Source organism: Candidatus Binatia bacterium (assembly GCA_026415395.1).
Lineage (GTDB): Bacteria > Desulfobacterota > Binatia > HRBIN30 > HRBIN30 > HRBIN30.
The window spans coordinates 1,105,169-1,129,050 of the sequence record JAOAHD010000007.1; the positions used below are offsets into that span (position 1 = coordinate 1,105,169).

The window sequence follows — 23,882 nt, forward strand, 5'->3', positions numbered from 1 at the left end:
CCAGCTTTGTTTAGGCAGGGGTTATACATTTGTCGGGGGCGCGGACGACGTTTTGGTATGTTTACTTGCGCGGCGGCTTGTGGAACTCTCACCCAAATATCGTCGCGCGGCGAGGCTAGTTTGGTCACGAGGTGATCGGACGGCGTGGAGAGTGGGAGCCGGCTGATGACAAGGGAGAATTTCAAGCGGTTCGGTTGGTTGGCTGTTGTGGGAGTCGCAGCTACGCTGCTGCAAAGGCCGTTACTCGCCCAGAGCGGGTCTCCGGTGTTCGAGTCGGCAAGGCTGTTTGGGTTGGTCGGCACGACCAGCGATGCCACCGGATTGGGGGTGTTGCTGGATGTGGGCTCAGTCGGCGGCGGTTCTCCGGACGGAGTCCCCGACTTAGTTACCGCCCTGCAGTCCCAGCAGATTGCGGTGCTGTTTGGCCGCAGCGATGGGACGTTTGCAACTCCGCCGTCGAGCACAGACTTTACCGGCATCCCCACCGTAATTGCTGCTGGTGATCTTGATGGCGACACAACCGCAGAGCTTGTGGTGGGCGACAGCTCCAACCAGTTGTCGGTCTTCCGCGCGGCGGGTGGGACCTTCGTGCGCGTTGGGCAGTCGGTGGACCTGGAATTCTTTCCGCGTGGCATTGCCGTTGGAGATTTCGATCGAGACGGACACTTGGACGTAGTCGTTGTAGGGGAGACGCTAGAACAAGCGGGAATCGGCCGGATTCTTTTCGGCAACGGCGACGCGACCCTCGTGCGTGCCGCGGAGACAATCGACCTTGGGCCGGGCGTGTCAGCAGTCGCCACGGCTGACTTCAACAGTGACGAACTCCTCGACTTGGCCGTCACCAGCGAGCTGACGAATGAAGTGATACAGTACCGGGGCGACGGACAAGGTGGTTTTTCCCCCGGGCAGCGGCTGAGCAGTGGCGGCGAGGGTCCCACGGCGGTGTCCTCCGCCGACCTGAACCGCGACGGTAGACCGGACATCGTGGTGCTGAACGGTGCGAGTGACGTGGTTGCGGTCGCGGTCACGCAAGCAAATGGGCAATGGAGCTCGCCCCGCGCATACCGCACTGGTGCTCCAGCCAGCTCCCCACGCGGCTTAGCGCTCGGTGACGTAAACGGCGACGGCCGAGTGGACGTTGTTGTGGCGAACAACTTCTCCTTCGATGTCGGGGTGTTGTTCGGGGACGGCACCGGTGGGTTGGCTCCCGTGCGGTTGTTTGTGGCAGATGCCGAGCCAGTTGGTGTGGTTGTCGGCGACTTGAACCGGGATAACCGGGCTGACATTGTTGCGCTGACTCGCGGCGGGGGCGCGACCCCGACCGCTGCAGTGCTTCTCAGTTCTTCTGGAAACCGACTCGCTGGTGCAGAGAACATTCCGTTGGAAACGGTCCCGAATGGCGTTGCGGCAGGGGACCTGGATGGCGACGGTTTGCTCGATCTGGTTGTGGCTCTTGCGGGAGCGCTGCCGGGACAGGCTGGTGTCGGAGTGGCTGCAAGCTCAGGTGGGCCCGGGTTTGTTCCGTGGCCTTCGGTGGTGTTCAGCGGAGACGCGACCGCCGTGGCGGTGAGCGACACCGACGGTGACACGCGCCCAGAGATTATCGTACTCAGCCCCGCTCGGGGCACGTTGCAAGTATATCGGCCACGCTCAAGCAGCTTGGAATTCGCGGGGGAACTTAACCTGGGCGCAGTGGGAACCGCGCGGGCTTTGGCGGTCGGCGATTTCAATCGTGACGGGCGTGGCGACGTGGTTGTCAGTGCGCAAGGAACTGGCGGCGGAACTGTCTCGGTGTTCGTGGGCAGCCGACAGGCGTTACTTCAGGCAGGTGCCACTGTCGCTGTGGGCGACTCGCCACTTAGTGTGGCGTCCGGCGACTTTAATCGCGACGGCGCGGCTGACATCGTGACGGCCAACAACGGCTCCATCAATATTAGTGTGGCCCTCGGAAATGGCGATGGGACGTTCCGTCCAGCCACTTCGGTGGGCCTGGGGCAAGCCCCTCGCGCGATTGCTGTTGCAGACTTTGACCGCGACGGTTTCGACGACGTTGCGGTTGCTTTTCCAGTGGCCGGCACGGTTCAAGTGCTATTCGGAGACGGGACGGGGCGCTTCCCCACGAGCACCGCTCCGCTGAGCTTTGGTACCGGAGGCGAGGTGCCTTCGTCGGTTTGGGCGCGCGACGTGAACGGAGACGGTTTGCCAGATATTGTGGCCTCTGGGGAGGTCGCTAGCGTAGTGCGGGTGTTTACACGCAGCCCAACCTCGGCGCGATCCTTCCAAAGTGCTGGGTCGTTTCCGACAAATCGGCGTCCGGTGAGCATGGTCGTGGGTGACTTCGACGGCGATGGTCGTTACGACGCGGCTGCTGCCGCGAGTTCGCCGGCGCCAACGACGACGATGTTGCGCAACGTGGCAGGAGCTGGATTTCGTCGTGGCGAGGCAAACCAAGATGGGCGCGTAAGTGCTGCGGACCTGGTGGCGCTAACGCGTAAGGTGGGAGGGTTTGAACTTATACGGGTCGAGGATGTGGCCATCCGAGGGGGCGGCGAGCCGTTAGGCCGCGGTGCGGACGCCGACGGCGACGGAGTCATAACCCCTCTAGACTTGCCAGCCGAGGTTGCCTGGGTATTCCGGTGAGCAAGTGCGGGGATGAATCGATGGTGACGGAAGAGCAACTCCAGACTGACATGCAAGCCGCGATGAAGTCGGGGGATAAGGTGAAGCTTTTGGTCCTTCGCGATGTCATGACTGCGATCAAGAACCTGAAGGTGGAAAAGATGACCTCCTCCCTCGCTGAAGCCGATATCGTACAGGTGCTGCGTAAAGAGGCGAACAAACGTGCCGAGGCCTTGGAGTTTGCGCGCCAAGCCAATCGAGCCGACCTCGTGGAGAAAAACTTGCGGGAGAAAGAAATTCTCGAGTCGTATCTGCCTGCGCAGCTTTCTGCAGCCGAGCTGGAAGCGGCGATCCGCTCCATCGCGGAGGAAGTCGGTGGCTATCAGATTGGGCCCATCATGGCCAAGCTGCGGGAGCGCTTTGCGGGCCGCTTCGATGGGAAGGTCGCGAGCGAATTGGTCAAGCAGTTGGCGCAAAGGGCTTAGGCGGACTCTAGTGGAAACCGCATGGAAAGGCCCAGGTAGGGGAGGTGACCCGGCACCACTCCCTGCAGCTCACAAGCCCTTGACGGTTGGAAGGTTTCAGGCGGCAGACTTTTTCTTTTGTTTGGCCGCCGGATTGAAGCGACCCTTCCACGTCGCCTGCCAGTGACGCCCGGGCCCCAGCTCGTCCAAAGATTCCCTCGGGTGCTCTTGTTCGTACATTCTCCGTAAAAGGGCTTGCGGATCCGTCCACCTGCCGAGGTTACGAAAGCTAGGATCCTTAGGCTCCCAAGCGACGACTCGCTTACCCCCGACTTCAATGTGAACCTTTCTTAGTGCGGTAAGATCGAACTTGCGTCTCGCTGCCATCATCAACTCCGAGGCGCAGATTATGGATGTTCAAGGTCCTCGATTCAAGGGCTTGCTGACAAGTGAGCAACAAACCTTCGGCCGAGCAACGACCGCAGGAAATTAGGCACTAGGTGCTGTTGTCGGGGTGGGCGAAGGGGACGGGGAGGCGAGTGATGAAAGGATGCGGATATTCCGCTGCAATTCCCAATGGATCAAAGACCCAACGAGGAGCACCCTGTCCTCACCTGGGACGCGAAGGTAGACAGCGGTGCCGGGAGGATTCAGGTTACCGACTTCGAACACCACAGGGGTGGAGCGGCCTTCGATGTAAAGCTCAACCCGCCCTCTTGGGGGTGCGAGGCCAAACTCCGCAAGCCGCTCTGGTGTAACCTGAATGGTTTCCAGGGGACCTAGCCGTGTCAGATCGCGGACAAACTCTTCGATGAGCTCGGAGCGGTCGGTTCCCGCCCACCCAAGGTCTGTGCGCTCCGTGGCGCGTGTGCTGCCGTCCAGTGAAAGCACCAAGCGATGCACCGCGTCCGCTGGGTGAATGACCAAGGGGGTTCCGGAGGGCGCCGGAGGCTGAGGCGTGGAGGCGATGGGTAAGCCCACCCGCCTCGGAGGCGGTGGCGGCGTGCGATCGAGGTAGTAGACCAAGATCACGAGGGCCAGCAGAGTGGCGCTGACTAGGGTAAAACGTGGGCCCATCCTATCGGCTCCCTCGGCGCCTGCGCATTGTGGCAATAACGATACCGATGGTGGCAACCGTTCCGGGGACCACGACCACAGTAATCCAGAACACCACGGAATCTTGTGACTCGGTAAGGTAAATTGGGGAAATTGAGCCGCGCGGCAGGCCTTTGCGGCGCACCGCAATGAGCGTTGGATCTTCAGCGAGCAAGGCAATGCTGTTCAGGAACACGTCTTTGTTCCCCCGCCAGTTGAGGGCAAGGTTCGTGGCGAAGTCGGAATCCCCAAAGGCTATGAGTCTGCCCGGGGTGGTTACCGTAGATCCGCCCTCCGCACGGGGCACCTCGATGTAAACGCCAACCGGCAGCGGGCCGGGTTGATCCTTCTCCCGGCGAAAACGCACGTTCCTGTCGGGTAACTTACCTCCCTCGACATACGCCCAACTATCCGGGCTACTGAGCGCGAGCACCTTGACGCGCCCTGACCGATCAGCCTCTTCTGTGGGAAGGATCGTACGCGCCACAGGGAAGACCGCGGTTTCGAGCTCGGTGCGGAACAGCGACTTGTTGAATGCCGGCACGTGGAGCATGGATGCGTCGGTGCCCATTAGTCGATTGCGCTCGTCGAGGACAACGTCGTTGCCAGCCCGCGCGCCTAAGCTTTCCAAGAAGGCAACCACACTCGGCGGTGCTCCAGGATCGATCAGCAGCAACACCTGCCCGCCTTGCCGTAAGTACGCGAGAAGAGCTGCGGACTCACCAGGGAGAAAATCCTTCGTGGGCCCAGCCAGGATCACCACACGACACTCTTGGGGCACGCCTCCAGGAGGGATGAGGTTCAGCTCCCGGAGCGTAAAGCCTTCCCTTTCCATGGCTTTTGCCACCTCGCTGTAGCCCTGACGCTCGTCGTTATCGAACGGCGAATGCTCCCCATGACCCGTAACGAAGCAGCAAATGCGCTCCCCCTGCCGGGTCAAGCGAATTAGCGCAGCGGTGATCCCCTCTTCGTCGACGAACTGAATTTGCTCCACTCGGTCCCCGTGCACCACCACCCCAGACCCGGCGTTGTTCACACCGAATTTTTGCGCCGTCGCGGGCGAGCGGTTCAGGTCGACCAGCCGGTAGCGAATTCGCGGGCTTGCCTTCGCAAAGAGCTCCAGTGTGTCGAACAGCGCCCGCCTCTGGCCAGGCTCGTCGGGCGTGTAGAAAGCGATGATCTCCACGTCCGAGTCCAGACTTTGCGCGACTTTTTTGGCCGCGTCCGACAGGACAAACTGCTGCGTTGGACTGAAGTCGAAGCGGTGATTATGGCGCTCGGCTAGGAGGAGAACAAAGGTGAAGAGGGTGGCCACGATCACGATTTGGGCCATTAAGTGGATCACGTGAAGTAGACTTTGGTTGCCTCGCCAGGTCACGAGGGCGCTCCCACCCCACGCCACTTTCGGGCGTCCAACGAGGCCAACGTGAGAAATAGGAAGAACAGGACGAAGAGTACGAAGAAGACGATATCCTGTGTGTCGATTACACCACGGGCAAAGTTTAAGAACCGGTCAAAAAGCGAAATTTTCAGGAGGGCCTCAATCACAGCAACGCTGGCGACCGACTCGTTCCAGGTGATGTACCAAAAGGTAATGAGAATTCCGTAGGTGCCCATGGCACTGACGACTTGGTTTTCCGTCAGTGACGAGACGAACATCCCGCAAGCGATAAACGCAGTGCCGAGGAGGAGGACACCAATATAGCCAGTGAGAAACGGGCCGAAATCGAAGCGGTAGAACGAATAGAAAATCAACGGCCCCACGACGGTGGGCACGAGCATGAATAGGTAAAACAACCACGCCGCGAGAAACTTCCCGAGCACGACCTCGACGTCGCGCACCGGGTAGGTCCACAGGAGTTCAATGGTGCCAAGTTTCTTTTCCTCGGCAAACAGGCGCATGGTGACGAGCGGCAGCACAATCATTGCGCAGTACCGCATGTCTAGGAACACCTGCTGCCACAAACCGCTCGGCAGCACATAGCCACCGAATAAAATAAAGTAGCGCAACCAGCTATAAAAAAACCCGCCTGTGAGCAGGAGGAAAAGCGCGGTCAGGACGTAGGCAACGTAGGAGCCGAAGTAAGAGCGAAGCTCGCGCTTGCAAATTGTGCGTAACGCTTTCACAGCTAGGTCCTTGCCGCGGAGGAATTCTGGTCCGTGCCGTGCACAAGTTCGAGGAAGATATCCTCTAGGCTGAGTTGGAGTGGGCGGAGCTCCAACAAGGCCCATCCCTCTCGGACGACGCGCTCTGCAATGGTTGACCGGATATCCCTTGCTGGATCACTGCCGACAGTGACGGAGACCGTTTCGCCATCATGATGGGTGGCCTCGACCCGAACAACCCCGGGAATCTGGCGGATGGTTTCGAGAAGTGCATGCAGCGGCGCTTTGACCTCTAGATGAATTTGCGAAAGTTGACGTAATCGCCGATTTAAGTTTCCCGGAGTGTCCACCGCGAGCAGCCGGCCCCGGTTGATAATGAGAACGCGGTCACACGTGGCTTCAACCTCCGACAGAATGTGCGTAGACAAAATCACCGTGCTTTGTCCGCGCAGCTCGCGGATGAGCTTGCGAACTTCGGTGACTTGCTCCGGGTCGAGCCCCGCGGTGGGCTCATCAAGAATGAGTACTTTGGGCTTACCTAGCAGGGCCTGAGCAATGCCTACTCGCTGTCGGTAACCCTTAGAAAGTGTGCCGATGAGCCGATGCGCCATATGCGCAACGCCGCAGCGATCCATCGCCCGGTTGATCTCCATGTGTTGTTCCTTGGCAGGGACGTGTTTCATGTCCGCCACGTAACCAAGATATTCTCGAACCGTCATGTCGGTGTACAACGCCACTCGCTCGGGAAAGTAGCCAATCGCTTGGCGAGCACGCAGAGAGTCTTGAACGACATCGTGGCCGGCAACGCGCGCGGAGCCACTCGTGGGCGGGAACACGCCGCCGAGAATGCGCATGGTTGTACTTTTGCCCGCCCCGTTCGGCCCGAGGAATCCTACAATCTCGCCAGCGTCCACGCGGAAGGACACATCGGAAATGGCGGTGAAGTAGCCGAAACGCTTGGTGAGCTGGTGGACTTCAATCATGAGCGTGTGATGCTAGTGAAGCGCAGGCGGGGCGACAACATGACGGCGTCGCAATTGACCGTTGTTGGCGAGCTCGCTTATTACGACTGGCTGAGGATCGTCTGATGAAAAAACGCGTGGCCATTGTGGGAGCAACGGGAATTGCCGGGCAGCAAGCAGTGGTGGCCCTGCAGGATCATCCCTGGTTTGAAATCGCACTGCTGGCGGCTTCGGAACGTTCCGCGGGCAAAACTTACGGCGAAGCCATCCGCGATGAGAAGACAGGTGCGCGCCGCTGGTGGTGTTCGGAAGAACCGCAGGAGCATGTGTTGCGCATGCCGGTTTACGATGCGGCAACGCTGAACCTCCGTGGCGTCGACGTCGTGTTTAGTTGCGTGGAGTCCGATGTGGCTCGGGAGCTTGAGCCCGAGTGGGCTCGCACGACGCCTGTCATCAGCAACGCGTCGGCATTTCGTTACGAGGAAGACGTGCCGATCCTCGTCCCAGGCGTCAATTTGGAACACGCGCGGCTGCTGGAAATCCAACGGAAACGCCGGGGGTGGGGCGGGTTCATTACCCCCTTACCCAACTGCACGACAACGGGCCTGGTGATCACGTTGAAGCCCTTGTTCGATCACTTTGGCATCGAGCGCGCCTTGGTCACCTCCATGCAAGGAATTTCGGGTGCTGGGCGATCCCCGGGAGTTTTGGCGTTGGACATTGTTGACAACGTGATTCCCTACATCGTCGGTGAGGAAGAAAAGGTGGCTCGCGAAACCGGGAAGATTCTCGGCAATCTCGTTGAAGGTGGGATCGCGCCGGCGCAATTTCCTGTAAGTGCCACGTGTACACGCGCCGCCGTGCTCGAGGGCCATACCGAAGCTGTCTTTGTCTCCCTCGAGCGAGAGGCATCGATCGGCGATGTTGCGGAGTGCTTCCGCGAGTTTGGGAGAAGCTTTGTTCGGCTGGGGCTCCCATCCTCGCCGCGGCGGATGATTACGGTTCACGAGGATCCGTTTCGCCCGCAGCCGCGATTAGATCGGGATGCGGATGGTGGCATGACCACGCACGTCGGTCGTTTGCGACCCGATGCGGCGCTGCCCCGGGGGGTGAAATACATCCTCCTGTCGCACAACACAAAAATGGGTGCTGCAAAAGGGGCAGTGTTGGTGGCGGAGTACCTCGCGGTCGAAAAATACCTCTAGGTCGTCCTGTGCGCCCAGAATGGGAGCTGCACACACCACGCTTGCGCTTGCGCGCTCTTGTGGACGCGGACGCCCCGGACGTCTTCGCATACGCGAGCGATCCGTGTGTGACGCGGTTTGTGGAGTGGTCGCCGCACAGCTCGGTGGAGGATAGTGTGGCCTTTATCAGGCAAACGCAGGCAGTGCGCCGGCGCGGGGCGACCTTTGCAGTCGAGCTGGTTGACGGCCGGCGCGTGATCGGCACGTTCGAGCTGCGCATCCGTAGTCAAATTGATGGTGTCGGAGAAATTGGTTACGTTTTGGCTCGGCCGTATTGGGGACAAGGGTTCAACCTAGAGGCTGGAGTGGCGTTACTCTACTACGCGTTTAGGGTCGAGCTCCTGCGGCGAGTGGACGCACGGTGTGCGCCGCAGAACCGCCGTTCATTTCGCACGCTGGAGAAGCTTGGCATGCGCAGGGTGCCTGAGGTGGCCACGGTCGGCAGGGAGTCCGCTTATGCCAGGACTCATCTCATGTACTCCTTGACGAACCTGGAGTGGGCACGCCACCCATTGCACTCGCTGTGGAGGGACCATATTCGGTGTGTGCGCTGACGAGGGCCTCGTCATCCGTGTGCGAGAGGAAACGCCGCGCCCGTTCTTTCGAGTGTTCGTAGGTGTCGCCGCAAGAGCCATACGAGCACGAGCCCCGAAGCGACGTTCCCGCAGCCGACACAGGCAAAAACTGCCCGGGGTGGTAGTTGGAAAAATCGTACCGCCAGGATGGCGGCGGATACAACTGCTGTGACCCGCAGCAAGGTCCAAACCAACGGTCGCAGTGCGTTCCCTGTGCCCTGGAAGGCAAAGGCGCAGACCATGGTGAGGCCGACAAAGGGGTATGAGGGAGCAACCCAGCGCAAGTAATCAGCGCCCACCTGGAGCACCTCAGGCTCGTGGGTAAACGAGGCAAGCCACAAGTTGGGGAAAGCGCAAAGGAGTGCGCCGGCCATACCGAGTGCCGCCCCAGCCCAGGCGGCCGCGTGAACAACGTAGCGCCATGCGCGGTCGATCTGACCGGCGCCCACGGCCATGCCAACCAAGGTAAGGACAGCGGCCGCAAAGCCGTAAGTTAAAGAGAGCAGCACGAAGTCCAAGCGGGTTCCAAGCCCATAAGCTGCCAGGTGGGCGTTCCCAAAGCGGGCAACGACACCGGTGAGCACGAGCAGCCCGAGGTAATTGGAGAATGTGGACAAGGCTGAGGGCGTTGCGACTTGCAAAATCGCGTAGGCTGTGTTGCCTGCCACCGGGCCAAAGCGAAGGCGCAACCGGCTCGCACCGAGTCCGGTGCGCAGCAACCGGAGCCGTGGGACCACGGTAGCGAGTTGTGCCAAGATCGTGGCCACCGCCGCGCCAATCAGGCCCCATCCGAGAACAAACATGAGGATCGGGGTCAACAGAACTTGAAGAGCCAAAGAGGCAGTTGCCCACAGTGCCGGGGTGCGGCTGTCGCCGGCCGCACGCATAATGTTGTCGAGGATCGCCGCTGAAAACGAGACGAACGAACCCGCAAACAACGCGCGCGCGAAGGTCACAGCCTGGTTCAAAACCCGCCCCTGCCCGCCCATGAGCGCGAACAATCCGGGTGCCACGAGATACACGGTGACCCCGAAAGCGATCCCGAATGCAATCGAAAGCTTCAGACCCTCGCCCGCGACAAGGTTGGCCAACGCGGAGTCGTTCTTCCCTAAGGCACGCGCAATTGCCGAGGCCGTGCCAGCCCCGAGGCCGCCACCAACAGCAGTGATGCCAATCAGCGTAATGGGAAACACGAGTGACACAGCAGCCAGGGCCTCCGCTCCGAGGCGGCTCACATAATATGCGTACAACGCGTTAGAGAGGGCTGCTGTGAGCATCACGGACATCGTCGGGAGCGCCAACCGTAAAACCGCTCGGGTGGGAGGCAGGCGTAGGAGGGCGGCAGCGTCAGTGTCGGCCGCTGCCGCATCGCCTCGCACTCGTGGGGCTGTGGCGCGGCCAGCTCCCGTGCAGCGCCCGGGGTGTTCGCGACCCCCAGCAGTTGGTTGCTCTCCTGGCTTCACCGTACCCAAACTTGCTCGGCCATAATGGCTTCTGGGCCAGGCTCGAATGCCCCGGGCACAGCAGCGAAGAGCCGATACAGCACGGCTGGCACGGACCTAACCCGAATCGGCATTGCGCTCTCCGCCAACGCCTCCCACCAGGGCCGAGGAGGAGGCAAAAAGATGAGCTCCGGATCTTCTTCAGCAGGGATGCCTGCTTCTTGCTTGGCCAGTTCTACGGCGGTGTAAAAGCCGCCGAGTGTGTCGACCAGCCCTCGCTCTTTCGCTTGCGACCCGGTCCACACCCGGCCTCTTCCAACGTCGTGAACTTGCTCCTTTGCGAGCCCACGGCCTTCGCTGACCCGTTGGAGGAACAGCTCGTAGGTAGCTTGCACCTCTTTTCGCAGGCGGTCGCGGGTCTCGTCATCGAGGGGAGAGGTAACATCGTCTAGGGTGGCGAGCCGACCTCGGGCAAGCGTCTCAATGGTGATCCCCCAGTTGGCGAGCAGCCCGCGGATCATCGGCCTTGCGAACACGACACCAATCGAGCCGGTCAGGGTGCCAGGCTGAGCGACAATTTTTGTGCTGCCGCTGGCAATGTAGTAGCCGCCCGATGCGGCAACGTCTGAGAAAGCGGCAATGACAGGCTTGCGGCGTCGTGCCTCGCGGACGGCACGCCAAATCATGTCGGCGGCGAGTGCGGAGCCCCCTGGGCTGTCCACACGCAGGATAATGGCACGAATCTCTCGGTTGCGACTCGCCTCGTCCAGCGCAGCCCGAATTGTATCCGCCCCAGCAATGCTTCCTGCCCCGCTGCCTTGGCTCTCGCCAGAAGCAATCGTGCCGGAGACAAGAATCACTGCCACTCTCGGCCCAGTTTCTAATCCGAGTGCCCGGGCCGCTACCCGCGCGTACGTTTCGGAGGTGACAATTAGATCCCGTTCTACCCCGAGCTCTGACCACAAGTCCTCGAGGTACTTGGCACCATCCACCAGCCCTGCTTGCAACAGTTGCGCGGCACCCGAAGGGCCAACGTCGTGAATCACAGCGCGGATCTCCTCGGCGCCAACTCCACGGGCCATGGCAACGGTGCCCAGGTACAATTCCTCCACGCTATCGAGCAGCGAGTTTGCCATCTCGCGGTGCGCCGCGGACATCTCCTTACCCGCAAGCGTGTCGCCAGCGGTTTTGTATTCGGCGATCTTTTCCACATCCATTTCGATGTGAAGTTTTTCCCAAAGGCCGCCTAGGAAGAAGTAGCGGGCAACAAGTCCACGCAGTGCGACGTGGGCGCCAGGGGCAACGTAGACACGCTCACATGCGGTGGCGATGTAGTAAGGCAAGTTGGCATTGCCCAGGTCCGCTTCCAACAGCGCGATTGTGGTTTTCCCCTTGCGGCGGGCCGCCGCCAACAGGTCACGAATCTCGTTCGCTTTCGCCCAGCCCACATCGAGCTCAGTGAAGCGGGCAACAATCGCCCGGATTCGCGGATCTACCGTGGCTCTTCGGAGCGTGAGCACCAATTCCGGTAGAGTGGTTTCGCGGGGAGCGAAGACTTTGGCCCATAGTCCCTCAGGAGGAGACTCGGGATAGGATCCTGACAGGGTGACGAGCAAGACGGAGCCCGGGCTGACGTGGGGCCCGCGGCGAATGTAGGTCCATAGCCCTACAGCCATGAGGGCCAAAAACAAGAGCATGAGAATTTTACGTCGACGTAATATTCGCGCCATCGATCATTCCGCCATCAGCTTAGCCCCAGCCCGGGAGGTGGGCCGCCGCAGCATAAAGGTCATGAATCACTGCCAGATCGGCGTTTCCCCAGACGCCTTTGAAGGTGCGGTCTACGGGCTCGAGGATCTTTAGGGCACGGGCGAAAATGGCTGCGGCGTTACTCCCAGTTTCGAGCTCGTGGGCTACGCCTTCGAAAATCGTTTGCGTGTATCGGATCAAAAGAGAGAGTGCGAGCAACCGAGGCGAACGCACCGATTCCATCTCAGCAGCAACAGTGGCGAAGCGGGGTAGACTTGTGGTCAAGGCAGCGCGCAGCTCTTGTTGCTGCACGCGTCGTTTTGGCTTGAGCCGCACGTCCCCGTAGCGCACGAGCAGTTCGCTCAACTCCTCGAGGCTACGAAACGCTTGCTCCAACACCTCCGGGTTGTCATGCCATTGCTTACACAAATCGTGGAGCGCTCGCTCGGGCTTTCGTCCGCGCGCGGCGGCTGCAAACGCGGCGAAGTTGCAAGCATAAGCCCAGCGGCTGTATTGGCCAAACTGGAGGAACGATATCTCCTTCACTCCCGCCGCGTGGTACGTAGCCAGATCGCGTGCAATCACGCGAGGGATAGCCACGAGGCAGCCAAAGAATAAGATGGCATCCCCGTAGTACTCGAAGGCGCGCACGCGTCCGGCGAAACGCTCGCGATACCCATAGAGGGCATCGTAGTAGTAGCGGTTGGTCCCGCACCGCGGATCGCCGAGGGAGTGGCCATAGCAGCGCTCCCGTGGTGCGAACTCGCACCAAACCTGAGGATGGGGTTGGAATCGCAAGCGCGGCTCCATCGTGTCATGGTAGGCCAGGTAGTAAACGGGTGTGCGTAGCCCTTCTCGCTCGAACCGCTCCGCGACTGCATTGCAGACCAACAAGCTTTGCTCCTGTGGAGTGAGCTGCTCGCATGCTTTGCACCGGCACCAAGCGGCGCCTAGAACGTCAGCGCCCCACAGGTGCAAAGCCGCGACCGGGCCAGTTTCCGCAACGAACTCTAAGGCTTCATTTGCGATCAATTCCCGCGCACGGGGCTGGCTGGCGCACATGTTTCCTAAGTTCGTGCGCTCGCCCTGACCCGTCGCGGGAAAATATTCCGGGTGCTGCACGAACCAATCCCGGCGGAGAAGGAGGGGGAGGATGTGTCCGCCAACTTCGACAGAAATGCCGCGGGTGGCGAACGCTTCTTGCAGTTCGCGGATTGTCGAGGCTGAGTCGAACGGGTGGCGGATAAAGAAGAAGCGCGTCGCACCAGTTTTTGCCATCCAATCGGCCAGTTCCAGGTCCTCGTGGACGCGCTCGCGCAGTAATTCGGGTTGCGTGTAATGCCAGGTGACGATGTCGCTGCAGTAAGCGACCGACTGGAAACAGGGTGAAAAGTCCGTGGGTAGAAAGGGGAAGTGCTCCACCCGGTGGGTGGGGACGATTTCATGCAGACGTCCGCTTACGGACCAGGCGCAACCAAGCTGCTCCAACAGGCTGTAAACGCCATGCAACGTTGCTGTCGAGCTTCCCCCGCGCACGACAATTGCGTCACGACTGGCGTCGAGTGCAAAGCTGCCAGGATCTGGAAGCCGTGCGGGGCTTGGGAAGTTGAGTGGGTGTGCGGCTAGGAGCAACCAGTGGGTTGGCAAGTCAGTCAACCGACGCACGGCAAGACAAGCGCCAGTCAAGCGGTGAAGGTACATGCTGAGCTCATGGGCAGCAAAATCGAGAACCGAGTCGGGCTGAGCAGGAATGTAGATGGTGCAGCCCGCAATTTGATCGGCACTCCAAACGGAGCTTTCTTCGTTAGCCCGGTAGTGCATCGTCGTCATTTTAGGGTCCCGCGTGGCTTGCTACTCGAAACAATCGGCTGTGCCAAGCAAGAGTCCTGCTTACGGCCCTGGAGCCAGTGCCAACGGAGCGATATCGATCGGATTCATGGAGCAACCGCTCGTCGCGAGTCTGTTGCAAGCCACGGTGGCCATGATGGTGCCACTGTTGCTCGCGGCGCTTGGAGAGCTGCTCGTCGAGCGGGCGGGAATCGTAAATATTGGCTTGGAGGGGATGATCCTTGCGGGGGCGTTTGCGGCGATGTCCATCGCCTATTTCACCGGGGGGCCATGGCTCGGGCTGCTGGCTGCGGCCGCTGCAGGCGCGGCTCTCGGGTTGCTATTGGCCGTGGCTGTTGTTCTTCTCGGAGGCAACCAGGTTGTGTGTGGGACCGCCCTGAACCTGCTTGCCTTAGGAGCAACGGGAGTTGGCTACCGTGGGGCGTTTGGCGTGACAGGTTCGGCGCTCATGGTAAAGGGATTCGATCATCTGCTGATCCCCGGGCTGTCGTCCGTTCCCTGGGTGGGAGCGGCGTTGGGGAACCAACCGGTCGTCGGATATATCGCGCTGTTGTTCGTGCCCCTTTTGTGGTGGGCTTTGTATTGCACGCTCCCCGGATTACGCTGGCGGATGACTGGAGAAGATCCCTACGCAGCGGCAGCACAGGGTGTCCGCGTCGGTCGAACGCGTGTGGTGGCGTTGGTGACCTGTGGCGCTTTGGCAGGTCTTGCCGGTGCGTACCTTGTGCTCGCGTATGCGAAAACGTTCGTTGAGGGGATGTCTGCAGGACGGGGATTCATTGCCCTGGCGATTGTCATTTTTGGAGGATGGTCGCCTTGGGGAGTGTTGGCGGCTGCCACCCTGTTTGGCTTTGCCATCGCGCTCCAGTTTCATGTGCAGGCGCTGGGTATTGCCATTCCCTACCAGGCGGCGCTTGTGCTGCCTTACGTTCTCACCTTACTGGTGCTGGCTGGTTACGGTGCGAAGTCCCGCGCCCCACTGGCCTTGGGGCGCGACCCAGCGTGAGCGCCGTGGTGCCTTTGTGAAACTCCCGCGTGGGCTACCCTCAATTCCGAGGGGTCGAGAGCATCAATCGCGGATTTGTTGTGCGAGGTAGTTCTGTTCCCCAACCTGGCGTAGCAGGGTGAGCTGAGCTTCCAGCCATTCGATGTGATCTTCTTCACTGGTGAGGATGGACTCGAGAAGTTCACGCGTCCCATTGTCGCCAACTTCCACTGCGAGGGCAATCGCACGGTTGAGGCGTTCGACTGCCTCTTTTTCTAATGCAAGGTCCAGCTTGAGTTGCTCGGGTACGGTTTCCCCCACGCGCACCTTTCCAAGGCGCTGCATGTTGGGCACGCCTTCCAGAAAGAGGATGCGCTCGATGATCTCGTCCGCGTGTTTCATTTCCTCAAGCGACTCGTTGCGGATCTTCTCGTAGAGGTGCTTGTATCCCCAGTTCTCGCACATCTTGGCATGGACGAAGTACTGGTTGATGCCCGTTAGCTCCCCGGTGAGAATTTCGTTGAGCATTTCGATTAACTTTGCATTTCCCTTCATGGCTCACGTCTCCCGCCTGCAGACTCATGCCCGTTATGGGGCGGCGAGGCAAGCCTTTGCGCTTCCGGACGTGCACCGTTGAACTCGCGCACAAGCCGAATTAACTCCGCGCGGCAAGCGGCATTGCAGCGGCCTGCGCGCGTTTCCCGTAAGAGCCGGGCGGGGTCGGTCAGCCCACCAGCGACTCGCTGGGCCACGCACCGGTCGGTAAGCCCCGTGCAAAGACACACGATCATTGGTTTCCAGCCTCCAGACGTGAAAGATTCGTTGCATCATGAGGCGACGCTCGCCTCCACGGAAAATGTTTTGTTGTGGCAACACCCCCTTCGTCCCAGACCAGCGCTTCAACCCCTTGTTCTTGGGCCAGTGGAATCCCGGACGAGCCCAATACGATCAAGGCGGTTGACCAAGCATCCGCAGAGGTGGCATCCGTGGCCCACGCCGCCGCCATCCGCCGCGGACCGACAGCTTTACCTGTGGTGGGATCGACAATGGGTGTGGCATCGTCGTGTTGGCCGCTCGTCGAGACTGATAGGGATCCGGAGTCGAGTTCGGCGATGCCTAAGGGCTGGCTGGTTGCATCGGGTAGGAGGACGCGTCGGGGCTGACCCCGGAACCGCGGCTCCGCCTCGCGAAGGAAACTCGAACCACCAAAGTTCACAAAGATCTCTTGCGCGCCGCGTGCGCGTGCCCAACTGGCGATGGCATCCAAGGCGATGCCTTTGCCGAACGCGCCGGGATCGATGCTCCCTCCGGGACTGAGGCGCACGCCAGCTTCGCGCCACTCTATCACCTCCAGGATACGAGGCATCGCGGGTTCCGACGGATGGGTAGCGGAAAAGGTCGAACGATATGCAGGATCGAACGCACCACGGGTGGCCAGCGAGAGATCCACGGCCCTCCGTAAAGCCCAACGCAACGCTTCACTCGGGTAAATCGGGTGCGTAGCGTGCTGGTGGAGGCGGGACAGCTCGGAGTAAGGCAAGAAGGGACTCAACACCTCATCCCAATATCGAGCGATTGTGACGGCCTCGCGCGCTATGGCTTGGGCGTCCTGCGGACTCGCCGCTGCGACCGTGACCTCGATCACGGTGCCCATGACCACCTGTCCTTCGATGGCGACGGCCGGGTGCGCCGCGCCCTGTGAGGGCCCGAGAACGAAGAGGAGGAAGGTCAAGGTGCAGAGCGCGTGCCGAATCATTCTAACGGGTACCGAGGTTGCGTGGGTGGGCGACCGTAGGCGCTTGGGGCGCCCCTGACTAGGGCCCAAGCGACCAACACCATGATCCAGAGAACCGCGCCCTGTAACGTGACGAAGGCGGCGATTTTGAGGTAGGCAAAGGCCGGGTGTACGAAGCGAACACCCCAACCAGAGAGCTCACCAACCAGCGCGGAAGAGAACGTTCCCGCGATGCCCGCCGCTTTGACGCGCATGGAGACTGGTACGAACAAGAGAAGGTGCGTCAGCGTGAGGAGTAAGATCCCCATGGCAAACGTATGGAAATGCAGCTGTTCCAGTAACCCTAGGAGCGAGCGGGGCTGCAAGAACTTTTCCTCGCTTCCCCGGTAGTACTCCACGACTGAGCTCGGCGTGAGGTTCATGCGATAGAAGTAAAGCCCGGCGTTGGTAAGCCAAAGCACCAGTGTGTATACAAGAAAGCACCAGATGATCACTTTGAGGAGCCGATTTCGTGTCCATTCTCCGGTGATCACAAAGCGCACAGGTTACTGCCTTCCTTTCAGAAGCACCGAGTGAATGGCCACTGCGCGCGCCACCGCCTGCATGACAGCGCGAGAAGTCAATGTGCTTCCCGCAATCGCATCAATGGCCTTTACGCCGGGCCCAGCGAGCTGCTCGGCATTCGCCCCCACGAACTTCTTAAGCCAATCCTCGGGGGGCGCGTATTCGGGCGGTTCGTAAAAGGCCAGTAAGTGGACCGCACTCACCGTACCCTCGGCACTCAGGACAATCAGCAGCGTTTCCGGCAGTGTGCGTACGACGTGCGTGTCCAAAAGCGCGTAACCCACGGGCACGCTTTTTTGAAAGCCGGCATAAACCGTTAGGAGGTTCGACTCGAGCTTGGCACGTGCATGCTGCTCGATTTCGGACCGTTGCTCCGGAGTGAGGTAGAAGTCGAGGGGGCGAACCTCGTCTGCGTTCGGAAACGCCATGGACAGAGCTTCGTCGCGAGAGTGCAGCACCACGGCATGCACGCTCGCGACGAGCAAAAATGCGTTTAGCCCGAGGAAAATCAGGGCGACGATGTGCCCCAGAGCGGATTTAGAACACGAACCCCGCACCAATGCGGACCTCGTCGGGCAGCGTGCCGGTTTCTGCATCGAGATTGCGATAATCCAATTTGAGCACCACTTGCGGGATCGGTTTGTATTGGAGCCCCGCCTCGAAGTAGTCGCGGTTCTGGCGGTTATCGGAAGCGAGTCCCGCAGGAACGCCCTGCTGAGTATCGGTGTGCGAATAGCGGAACCAGGGTGCGAGATACTGAGTTGTACCGGGCATGATCCACGGCAAAACATCGTAGCCGATCTCGGCATAGTACCCGAGCATACGGTTACCGATGGTTTGATTGATCGTGGGATCAACGCTGAGCCGCGTCGCATTGTCCAACAACGTCACTGCGCCAAGGGCGCGAAACTCGAGTCGCTGCCAGCGGAGCTGTACGTGGCCCTCGTAAAGCTGCATGAAAGCACCCACTTGCCGCTGGCCGAGAGCCCCTCCGCCATACGCTCGGCCTTGCCCTTGGTCTCCAACGTACGCCGCGGCCCCAATGAAGGAATTGGGTAAGAATGCATAGTCCAAGCGCCCGACCCACGAGAAGTCCTCAGCCCGCTCCAGACTGCCACTTTGCCTGCCCCCCCGGATGCCACTGGAGCGAAAACCGCTGGCATCGAGGCTGGTGATGCCATACGTGCGGTAAGTAAGGCCCGGAAGGAGTTCGCCGTAGAATCCGAAACCATTCGCACGCCACGTGGTGGGAAGAATCACAGTTTCCACTGGGGGACGAACGTTGCCAAAGAAGAACGGCGGTTCGTGGATCTCGTTGATAAAGCCGACGGGCACAAGCAACAGGCCGAAGCGGGCGTTTGCGTGCTGATGTAGAAGAAAGTCGAGGTTGGCGAATTCCACAGAGACTTCGCCACTCTTTCCGGTGCTCGCGTGCTCGAACTCAGTCTCGGAGTTGAACACAATCCAGTCGTTGAACTTGTAGCCCACGTAAAGCACGAGACGCAGGAAATCGAACACGTCGCTGTCGTTTCCTTTATTGCCGACAACGGTCCGCAAGTTCGCTTCCCCGTAACCTCCAATGGAAAGACCGCGCTCCAGCCCGTAGACCTTCGACGCTGCCGGGCCGAGCCCGTAAAAGCTCTTTAATTCTCGTGTTTCCGGCAAAACAAATGCCTCTCGTAAACGCCTCAGCTCATCCGTCATAATCGTTTGCCGGCGCTCAACTTCATCGATGCGCTTGCGATCCGCTTGCGGCGCTTCAAGTTGCCGCCTCAGGCGCTCGACCTCGTCTCGCAGTTTTTGTTGCTGCCTTTGCAGTTCCTCCAAGCGGTCCTGTGTGGTGCGGCCCTGCTCCGCGTTGGACAGGGCGGGCAAACTGAGGAAAAGCAGCGCCGCGATCCCCGCAGCCAGTCTCTTCACGGTTCCCTCCTTTCTCCTCGTACCTTTGGCTAACAATCTGCTTCTGCCCAGATTTTGAAACTCATTTTCAACACGTTGCGGCCTTGTACTCAAGGCTGGTCCGTTCGTCAAGCATGCCTGGCCCGATTGGGGACATCGCCCGCGGGAAGGGAGGGGGAGCGTGCGGTAAGAGGCGGCTTGGAACTTTGCCTCTGCGACTGAGGGACGATCGGAAGCTACAGTTTCTCAGCAGCGCTACAGGGTGCGCTCCATCCGGCAATGAGCGATGCCATCTTCGGCGAAAACGCTGCTTGTGATCATGAAACCCAGTCGTTGGTAGAACGGTAGTGCTCGGAGCTGGGCATGAACAATCACGCGGCGCACAGAGTGTGCCACGCAGTGGTTGCAGAGGAAGTCTACGAGCGCAGCACCAACTCCGCGACCTCTATGTACCGGGAGAACCGCGATCCGTCCGAGGCGGGCCGTCTCACCACGGAGCAGCGCCCGAGCCGTCCCGACGGGCTCGTCCTTTCGCAACGCCAGCACGTGGACCGCAACAAAATCCTCCAAATCGAACTCAGCAGACAAGGGAATCCCTTGTTCCTCGACGAACACGGCCACACGAATCGCCGCCGCCTGTGCCCGGCGCTGCGCCGAGTCCGCAACAACAATTTTCAGGTCGTCAGGTGCCTTCTCAGCGCTAGGCAACGCGTGAGATCCCTCGTGTGGTTGGTTTCACATCATCCGGGTGCGCGGGAGGAGTTTGTTTGCTGGGTCCTGGATGCCGAGTTTCAATTGCCGAGACCACGGGTGGGTACTGACCCGAGAGAACACGGTTCCTACCACTCCTACTACCGCGGCCGGGAAGAAAGGCTGAGCGTGAGTGCATGCTGTCCGCTGTGAGATTCCCTCTTCCTGTCCGAAGGAGCACGGGGCTATTTTGTCCTCACGGTGCAGACGAATGGCGGGGAGGATGAAATACACGCACCGCGTGAGACGGTAACCGGTCGTAAGAGGGCTTCGGGCCATCCAAAGCCGGGGCCCGCATGGGTTGACCCGCGAAGCCGTCACATGCGTCAACCTGGCTTCGATGCTGTCTCCGCAGGTGGCTGTGCGGGCGCGGGATTCACCAAGTCCAGACCGAGCGTATGCGGAAAAATTTGAGCAATTTCGAGTGGCGTCCAGCGGCCGTCCTTGATGATGGTTCGAACCGGAGCCGGATCGTTGAGCAAAGCCACGAAGCCGCCACGGACGAAGAAAATCTGGCCGTTGATATTCGCCGCTGCGTCCGTGGCCAGGTACACGACAAACGGAGCGACGTCGTCGGGATCGGCAGGCAGAGGTGGAAGCTCGCTGGTTTGCTGGCCAGGCAAGGCCACGCCACGTTTGGCTCGTGCTTCACGGGCTTTTTGCGGAATCGTGGCAATCATTCGGGTTTGCGCTGCCGGAGCGATGGCGTTCACCGTCACCCCGTACTTCCCCAGTTCGCGTGCAACAACGCGCGTCAAACCCGCAATCCCGTCCTTCGCCGCTCCATAGTTTGCTTGACCGGAATTGCCATACAGACCGGAGGTCGAGGACATGCTGATGATCCTCCCGGACTTCTGCTGGCGCATGCGCACCGCCGCGTGCCGAGTGCAGTTGAATGTTCCCTTCAGATGGACGGCAATGACAGCGTCCCAGTCTTCCTCGCTGAGATTGAACACCATGCGATCGCGTAGGATGCCCGCGTTGTTCACAAGGATGTCGATTCGACCGAACTCACGTACCGCCGTTTCGATGATGTTTTCTGCCGCACGGAAATCGGCAACATTATCGTAGTTCGCCACGGCTTGGCCGCCACGTGCACGAATTTCTTCCACCACCCGCTCGGCTGGCGTGGTTTCGCCGCCGCTACCGTCCACATTCACACCAGCGTCGTTGACGACAACCGCTGCCCCCTCCTCGGCCAACAACAGCGCGATCCCGCGACCAATGCCGCGCCCAGCACCAGTGACGATGGCCACTTTGTTTCGTAACCGCTGACCCATGGCTGCCTCCTAAAACTTGCCGTTGGCGTTGCTTAATTGCTGCTCGTGGTAGCTTGTTCTCGCGGCGGAGCGGGGTTTACCAACCCTTCGGCGAGCGTGGACGGAACGATCCGGTCTAACTCATCCAGCGTCCACCTGCCTTCGGGCTTGAAGATCGTTTTGATTGGCCGCGGCTGCGAAAGCAGCGAAACCGATCCTCCGGCACACAGGAAAAACTGCCCATTCACATTGGCGGCGTAATCGCTCGCGAGAAAGACAACCATGGGGGCCACGTCCTCCGGCTTCAACTCTTCTAGCTTGGCCAAGGCACGCTCCTCACGAATGATGCCCTGCTGCCGGCGAATTTCCCGGGCGCGGAGAAACTCCTCAGTTAACGTCATGCGGGTTGCGGCAACCGGAGCAATTCCGTTGCAAGTGACGCCATACTTTCCTAAGTCCCGCGCCACGACTTTGGTGAGCCCGGCGATCCCCGATTTGGCTGCGCCATAATTGGACTGCCCAGGGTTGCCAAACAGACCGGCGCCCGAAGTGAATGTGACAATTCGTCCGTAGCGCTGTTCCCGCATGAGAGGCGCTGCGTGGCGGATGCAGCAAAACGTCCCTTTCAAGTGCACAGCGATGACCGCATCGAACTCCTCTTCTGTCATGTTGAAGATCATGCGGTCGCGCAAAATCCCAGCGCACGTCACCAAGATGTCGATTCGTCCGAAGGTGTCTACGGCCGTGCGAATGATGCGCGCACTCCCTTCCCAGGTCGCCACCGAGTCGGTATTCGCGACCGCGCTTCCGCCTCGATCCTGGATTTCCTTCGTTACATCGAAGGCTGGCCCGGTGGTGGGCGCTTGCCCATGCACGTCGACTCCGTAGTCGTTAACAACCACCTTGGCCCCAGCCTCGGCTAGAGCGAGCGCAACGGCACGCCCGATTCCTCTTCCCGCTCCTGTGACCACAGCCACTCGGCCATCCAGCATTCCCGGCACCGTGCACCTCCCAAAAGTGGTTGCGAGCAGTTGTACGGAAGGCGGCGAGGTTGAGTCAAGAAAGGCCGGGTATGGTAGCGAACGACCGCGGCGTGTGTGGCGCCCACTGGCCGTCAATGTTCGCTGTGGGTTCCGGAGGAGGTTAAGGCGTGTTTCAGTTGACGCGCTGCCTCGAAAGGTGACGGCGCCTCCAACACCGCTCGAATGACAGCGATACCGTAAGCGCCGGAACTACGAACGACCGGGATCGTTTCCGCAGTCACTCCGCCGATGGCAAGCACGGGAATGGAAACCCGGGCGCAAATGTCGCGGAGCTGCTCCAGTCCAAGCGGTGGCCCAAAGGCGCGTTTCGAGGGAGTGTCAAAGACCGGCCCGCACACAAGAAAATCTGCTCCCTGGTCTGTCGCCCGCAGAGCTTCCTCCAGGCTATGACACGAGCAGCCAACGATCGCGGAGCGCCCAAGAATTGCTCGCGCCTCCCGTGGTGTGAACGACTGCACGGGAAGGTGCACGCCGTCGGCGCCCACGGCCTTGGCAACGTCCAGCCGATCATTCACGAGGAGCAGTGCGCCGTACCGCTCGCAGAGGGCCCGAAGCTCCCGTGCGAGATCCCAGAATGAACGCCCGGGCAGATCCTTCTCCCGCAGCTGCACTGCATCCACTCCGCCACGCAGTGCTTGCTCCACAACCTCGGGTAGCGCTCGCCCGTTTGTTCGATGCCGATCGGTGACGAGGTAGAGCTGAGGAACAGCGGGCATCGTTTTGCCGAATCGGCGAGGCCGTGAGCTTGCCGTGTCCGCAGTTGTTAACGCCCGACGACTCCTTCGAGTGGGCTCGAGGCCGTAGCGTACAACTTGCGCGGAATGCGACCAGCGAGAAATGCCTTGCGCCCGGCCTCTACCGCCTGGCGCATGGCTTCAGCCATGAGGATGGGGTTTTGAGCACCCGCAATTGCGGTGTTCATCAGTACGGCGTCGCACCCGAGCTCCATGGCCACGGCCGCGTCGGACGCGGTTCCCACCCCAGCATCGACAATCACCGGCACGCGGCTTTGCTCGAGAATAATCATCAAATTGTACGGGTTGCGGATCCCCAACCCTGAACCGATCGGAGCCGCAAGAGGCATGACCGCCGCGCAGCCGATTTCCTCAAGTTTTTTGGCCGCAACCGGGTCGTCGTTAACATAGGGCAGTACGACGAAGCCTTCGCGTACCAGAATGCGGGCTGCTTCGATGGTTGCCGGTACATCTGGAAATAGGGTCTTGTCGTCGCCGATGACTTCTAGTTTTACCCAGTTGCCAACACCCGCCTCTCGAGCCAGGCGAGCCGTGCGCACAGCCTCCTCGGCCGTGTAGCAGCCCGCGGTGTTCGGTAGGATCAGGAGTCGGTGGGGGTTCAGGTAGTCGAGCAGGTTTTCGCGGTCACGCGCTGTTACGTTAACCCGCCGCACGGCTACAGTGACAATCTCAGCCCCAGAAGCCTCGACGGCGCGGCGGGTCTCCTCAAAGTCGCGGTACTTGCCTGTGCCCACGATCAAGCGGGAGCGAAATTCCTTATCGGCGATGCGCAACAGGTCTTCCATGCA

Annotated in this window: 23 protein-coding genes; 5 read left to right on the forward strand and 18 right to left on the reverse strand. The window is 60.4% G+C overall.

The features are described 5' to 3' along the window. The first annotated feature begins 165 nt into the window (after window positions 1-165). Together N3C12_09265 and N3C12_09270 are read left to right on the forward strand one after the other, a co-directional pair. Window positions 166-2,640, forward strand: coding sequence for a VCBS repeat-containing protein (locus N3C12_09265; GenBank protein MCX8072626.1), 2,475 nt, complete (start codon window positions 166-168; stop codon window positions 2,638-2,640). A gap of 20 nt (window positions 2,641-2,660) precedes the next feature. After that, window positions 2,661-3,104, forward strand: a complete 444-nt coding sequence (locus N3C12_09270) for a GatB/YqeY domain-containing protein (protein MCX8072627.1) — start codon at window positions 2,661-2,663, stop codon at window positions 3,102-3,104. Between the two features lie 96 nt (window positions 3,105-3,200). Here N3C12_09270 and N3C12_09275 read toward each other — a convergent pair whose 3' ends face one another. From N3C12_09275 to N3C12_09295, 5 genes are all read right to left on the reverse strand, one after another. Continuing rightward, window positions 3,201-3,470, reverse strand: a complete 270-nt coding sequence (locus N3C12_09275; GenBank protein ID MCX8072628.1) for a hypothetical protein — start codon at window positions 3,468-3,470, stop codon at window positions 3,201-3,203. 102 nt (window positions 3,471-3,572) lie between these two features. Further along, window positions 3,573-4,160 carry a DUF4340 domain-containing protein gene (locus tag N3C12_09280; GenBank protein ID MCX8072629.1) on the reverse strand — a complete coding sequence of 196 codons (588 nt, stop codon included), beginning with the start codon at window positions 4,158-4,160 and terminating at the stop codon, window positions 3,573-3,575. 1 nt (window position 4,161) lies between these two features. Beyond that, window positions 4,162-5,556: a GldG family protein gene (locus N3C12_09285; GenBank protein ID MCX8072630.1), complete on the reverse strand. Its 1,395-nt coding sequence runs from the start codon at window positions 5,554-5,556 to the stop codon at window positions 4,162-4,164. Continuing rightward, on the reverse strand, window positions 5,553-6,305 hold the full coding sequence (locus tag N3C12_09290; GenBank protein ID MCX8072631.1) for an ABC transporter permease: 753 nt from the start codon (window positions 6,303-6,305) through the stop codon (window positions 5,553-5,555). Before N3C12_09290 ends, N3C12_09285 begins: the two co-directional genes overlap by 4 nt. 2 nt (window positions 6,306-6,307) lie before the next feature. Beyond that, the gene (locus tag N3C12_09295) at window positions 6,308-7,267 is read right to left on the reverse strand and encodes an ABC transporter ATP-binding protein (GenBank protein MCX8072632.1); all 960 of its coding nucleotides are present in this window, start codon (window positions 7,265-7,267) and stop codon (window positions 6,308-6,310) included. 104 nt (window positions 7,268-7,371) lie between these two features. Between N3C12_09295 and asd the strand changes: the two genes are divergently transcribed. Further along, window positions 7,372-8,451 carry an aspartate-semialdehyde dehydrogenase gene (gene asd / locus N3C12_09300; protein ID MCX8072633.1) on the forward strand — a complete coding sequence of 360 codons (1,080 nt, stop codon included), beginning with the start codon at window positions 7,372-7,374 and terminating at the stop codon, window positions 8,449-8,451. 8 nt (window positions 8,452-8,459) lie between these two features. Next, complete coding sequence (locus N3C12_09305; protein MCX8072634.1) at window positions 8,460-9,044, forward strand: GNAT family N-acetyltransferase; 585 nt, start codon at window positions 8,460-8,462, stop codon at window positions 9,042-9,044. An 11-nt stretch (window positions 9,045-9,055) separates the two neighbouring features. On the opposite strand, the gene N3C12_09310 is transcribed toward N3C12_09305, so the two are convergent. The 3 genes from N3C12_09310 to N3C12_09320 all read right to left on the reverse strand — a co-directional run bounded on the left by N3C12_09310 (window position 9,056) and on the right by N3C12_09320 (window position 14,086). Beyond that, the gene (locus tag N3C12_09310; GenBank protein MCX8072635.1) at window positions 9,056-10,351 is read right to left on the reverse strand and encodes an MATE family efflux transporter; all 1,296 of its coding nucleotides are present in this window, start codon (window positions 10,349-10,351) and stop codon (window positions 9,056-9,058) included. A 173-nt stretch (window positions 10,352-10,524) separates the two neighbouring features. Continuing rightward, window positions 10,525-12,237, reverse strand: coding sequence for a signal peptide peptidase SppA (sppA, locus tag N3C12_09315; protein MCX8072636.1), 1,713 nt, complete (start codon window positions 12,235-12,237; stop codon window positions 10,525-10,527). A 19-nt stretch (window positions 12,238-12,256) separates the two neighbouring features. Then, window positions 12,257-14,086, reverse strand: a complete 1,830-nt coding sequence (locus N3C12_09320) for a DUF4838 domain-containing protein (GenBank protein MCX8072637.1) — start codon at window positions 14,084-14,086, stop codon at window positions 12,257-12,259. Window positions 14,087-14,192: 106 nt separating this feature from the next. Between N3C12_09320 and N3C12_09325 the strand changes: the two genes are divergently transcribed. Next, the gene (locus N3C12_09325) at window positions 14,193-15,110 is read left to right on the forward strand and encodes an ABC transporter permease (GenBank protein MCX8072638.1); all 918 of its coding nucleotides are present in this window, start codon (window positions 14,193-14,195) and stop codon (window positions 15,108-15,110) included. Window positions 15,111-15,173: 63 nt separating this feature from the next. Here N3C12_09325 and bfr read toward each other — a convergent pair whose 3' ends face one another. From bfr to N3C12_09375, 10 genes are all read right to left on the reverse strand, one after another. Beyond that, window positions 15,174-15,644: a bacterioferritin gene (gene bfr, locus N3C12_09330; GenBank protein MCX8072639.1), complete on the reverse strand. Its 471-nt coding sequence runs from the start codon at window positions 15,642-15,644 to the stop codon at window positions 15,174-15,176. A 232-nt stretch (window positions 15,645-15,876) separates the two neighbouring features. Further along, complete coding sequence (locus tag N3C12_09335; protein ID MCX8072640.1) at window positions 15,877-16,845, reverse strand: FAD:protein FMN transferase; 969 nt, start codon at window positions 16,843-16,845, stop codon at window positions 15,877-15,879. Beyond that, a complete protein-coding gene (locus tag N3C12_09340) occupies window positions 16,842-17,366 on the reverse strand; it encodes a hypothetical protein (GenBank protein MCX8072641.1) in 525 nt (174 codons plus the stop codon). The genes N3C12_09335 and N3C12_09340 overlap by 4 nt, the downstream gene beginning before the upstream one ends. 3 nt (window positions 17,367-17,369) lie before the next feature. After that, window positions 17,370-17,945 (reverse strand): FMN-binding protein, encoded by a 576-nt coding sequence (locus N3C12_09345; protein ID MCX8072642.1) that lies wholly within the window; start codon window positions 17,943-17,945, stop codon window positions 17,370-17,372. After that, window positions 17,926-19,308, reverse strand: a complete 1,383-nt coding sequence (locus tag N3C12_09350) for a hypothetical protein (protein MCX8072643.1) — start codon at window positions 19,306-19,308, stop codon at window positions 17,926-17,928. Before N3C12_09350 ends, N3C12_09345 begins: the two co-directional genes overlap by 20 nt. Window positions 19,309-19,542: 234 nt before the next feature. Continuing rightward, entirely contained in the window at window positions 19,543-19,995 is a 453-nt protein-coding gene (locus N3C12_09355) for a GNAT family N-acetyltransferase (GenBank protein MCX8072644.1), read from the reverse strand. A gap of 368 nt (window positions 19,996-20,363) precedes the next feature. Further along, window positions 20,364-21,317 carry an SDR family oxidoreductase gene (locus tag N3C12_09360; GenBank protein ID MCX8072645.1) on the reverse strand — a complete coding sequence of 318 codons (954 nt, stop codon included), beginning with the start codon at window positions 21,315-21,317 and terminating at the stop codon, window positions 20,364-20,366. A 32-nt stretch (window positions 21,318-21,349) separates the two neighbouring features. Next, window positions 21,350-22,288: an SDR family oxidoreductase gene (locus tag N3C12_09365; GenBank protein ID MCX8072646.1), complete on the reverse strand. Its 939-nt coding sequence runs from the start codon at window positions 22,286-22,288 to the stop codon at window positions 21,350-21,352. A gap of 122 nt (window positions 22,289-22,410) precedes the next feature. Then, the gene (thiE, locus tag N3C12_09370; GenBank protein ID MCX8072647.1) at window positions 22,411-23,055 is read right to left on the reverse strand and encodes a thiamine phosphate synthase; all 645 of its coding nucleotides are present in this window, start codon (window positions 23,053-23,055) and stop codon (window positions 22,411-22,413) included. Between the two features lie 47 nt (window positions 23,056-23,102). Continuing rightward, window positions 23,103-23,879 (reverse strand): thiazole synthase, encoded by a 777-nt coding sequence (locus N3C12_09375; GenBank protein MCX8072648.1) that lies wholly within the window; start codon window positions 23,877-23,879, stop codon window positions 23,103-23,105. Between the last annotated feature and the right edge of the window lie 3 nt (window positions 23,880-23,882).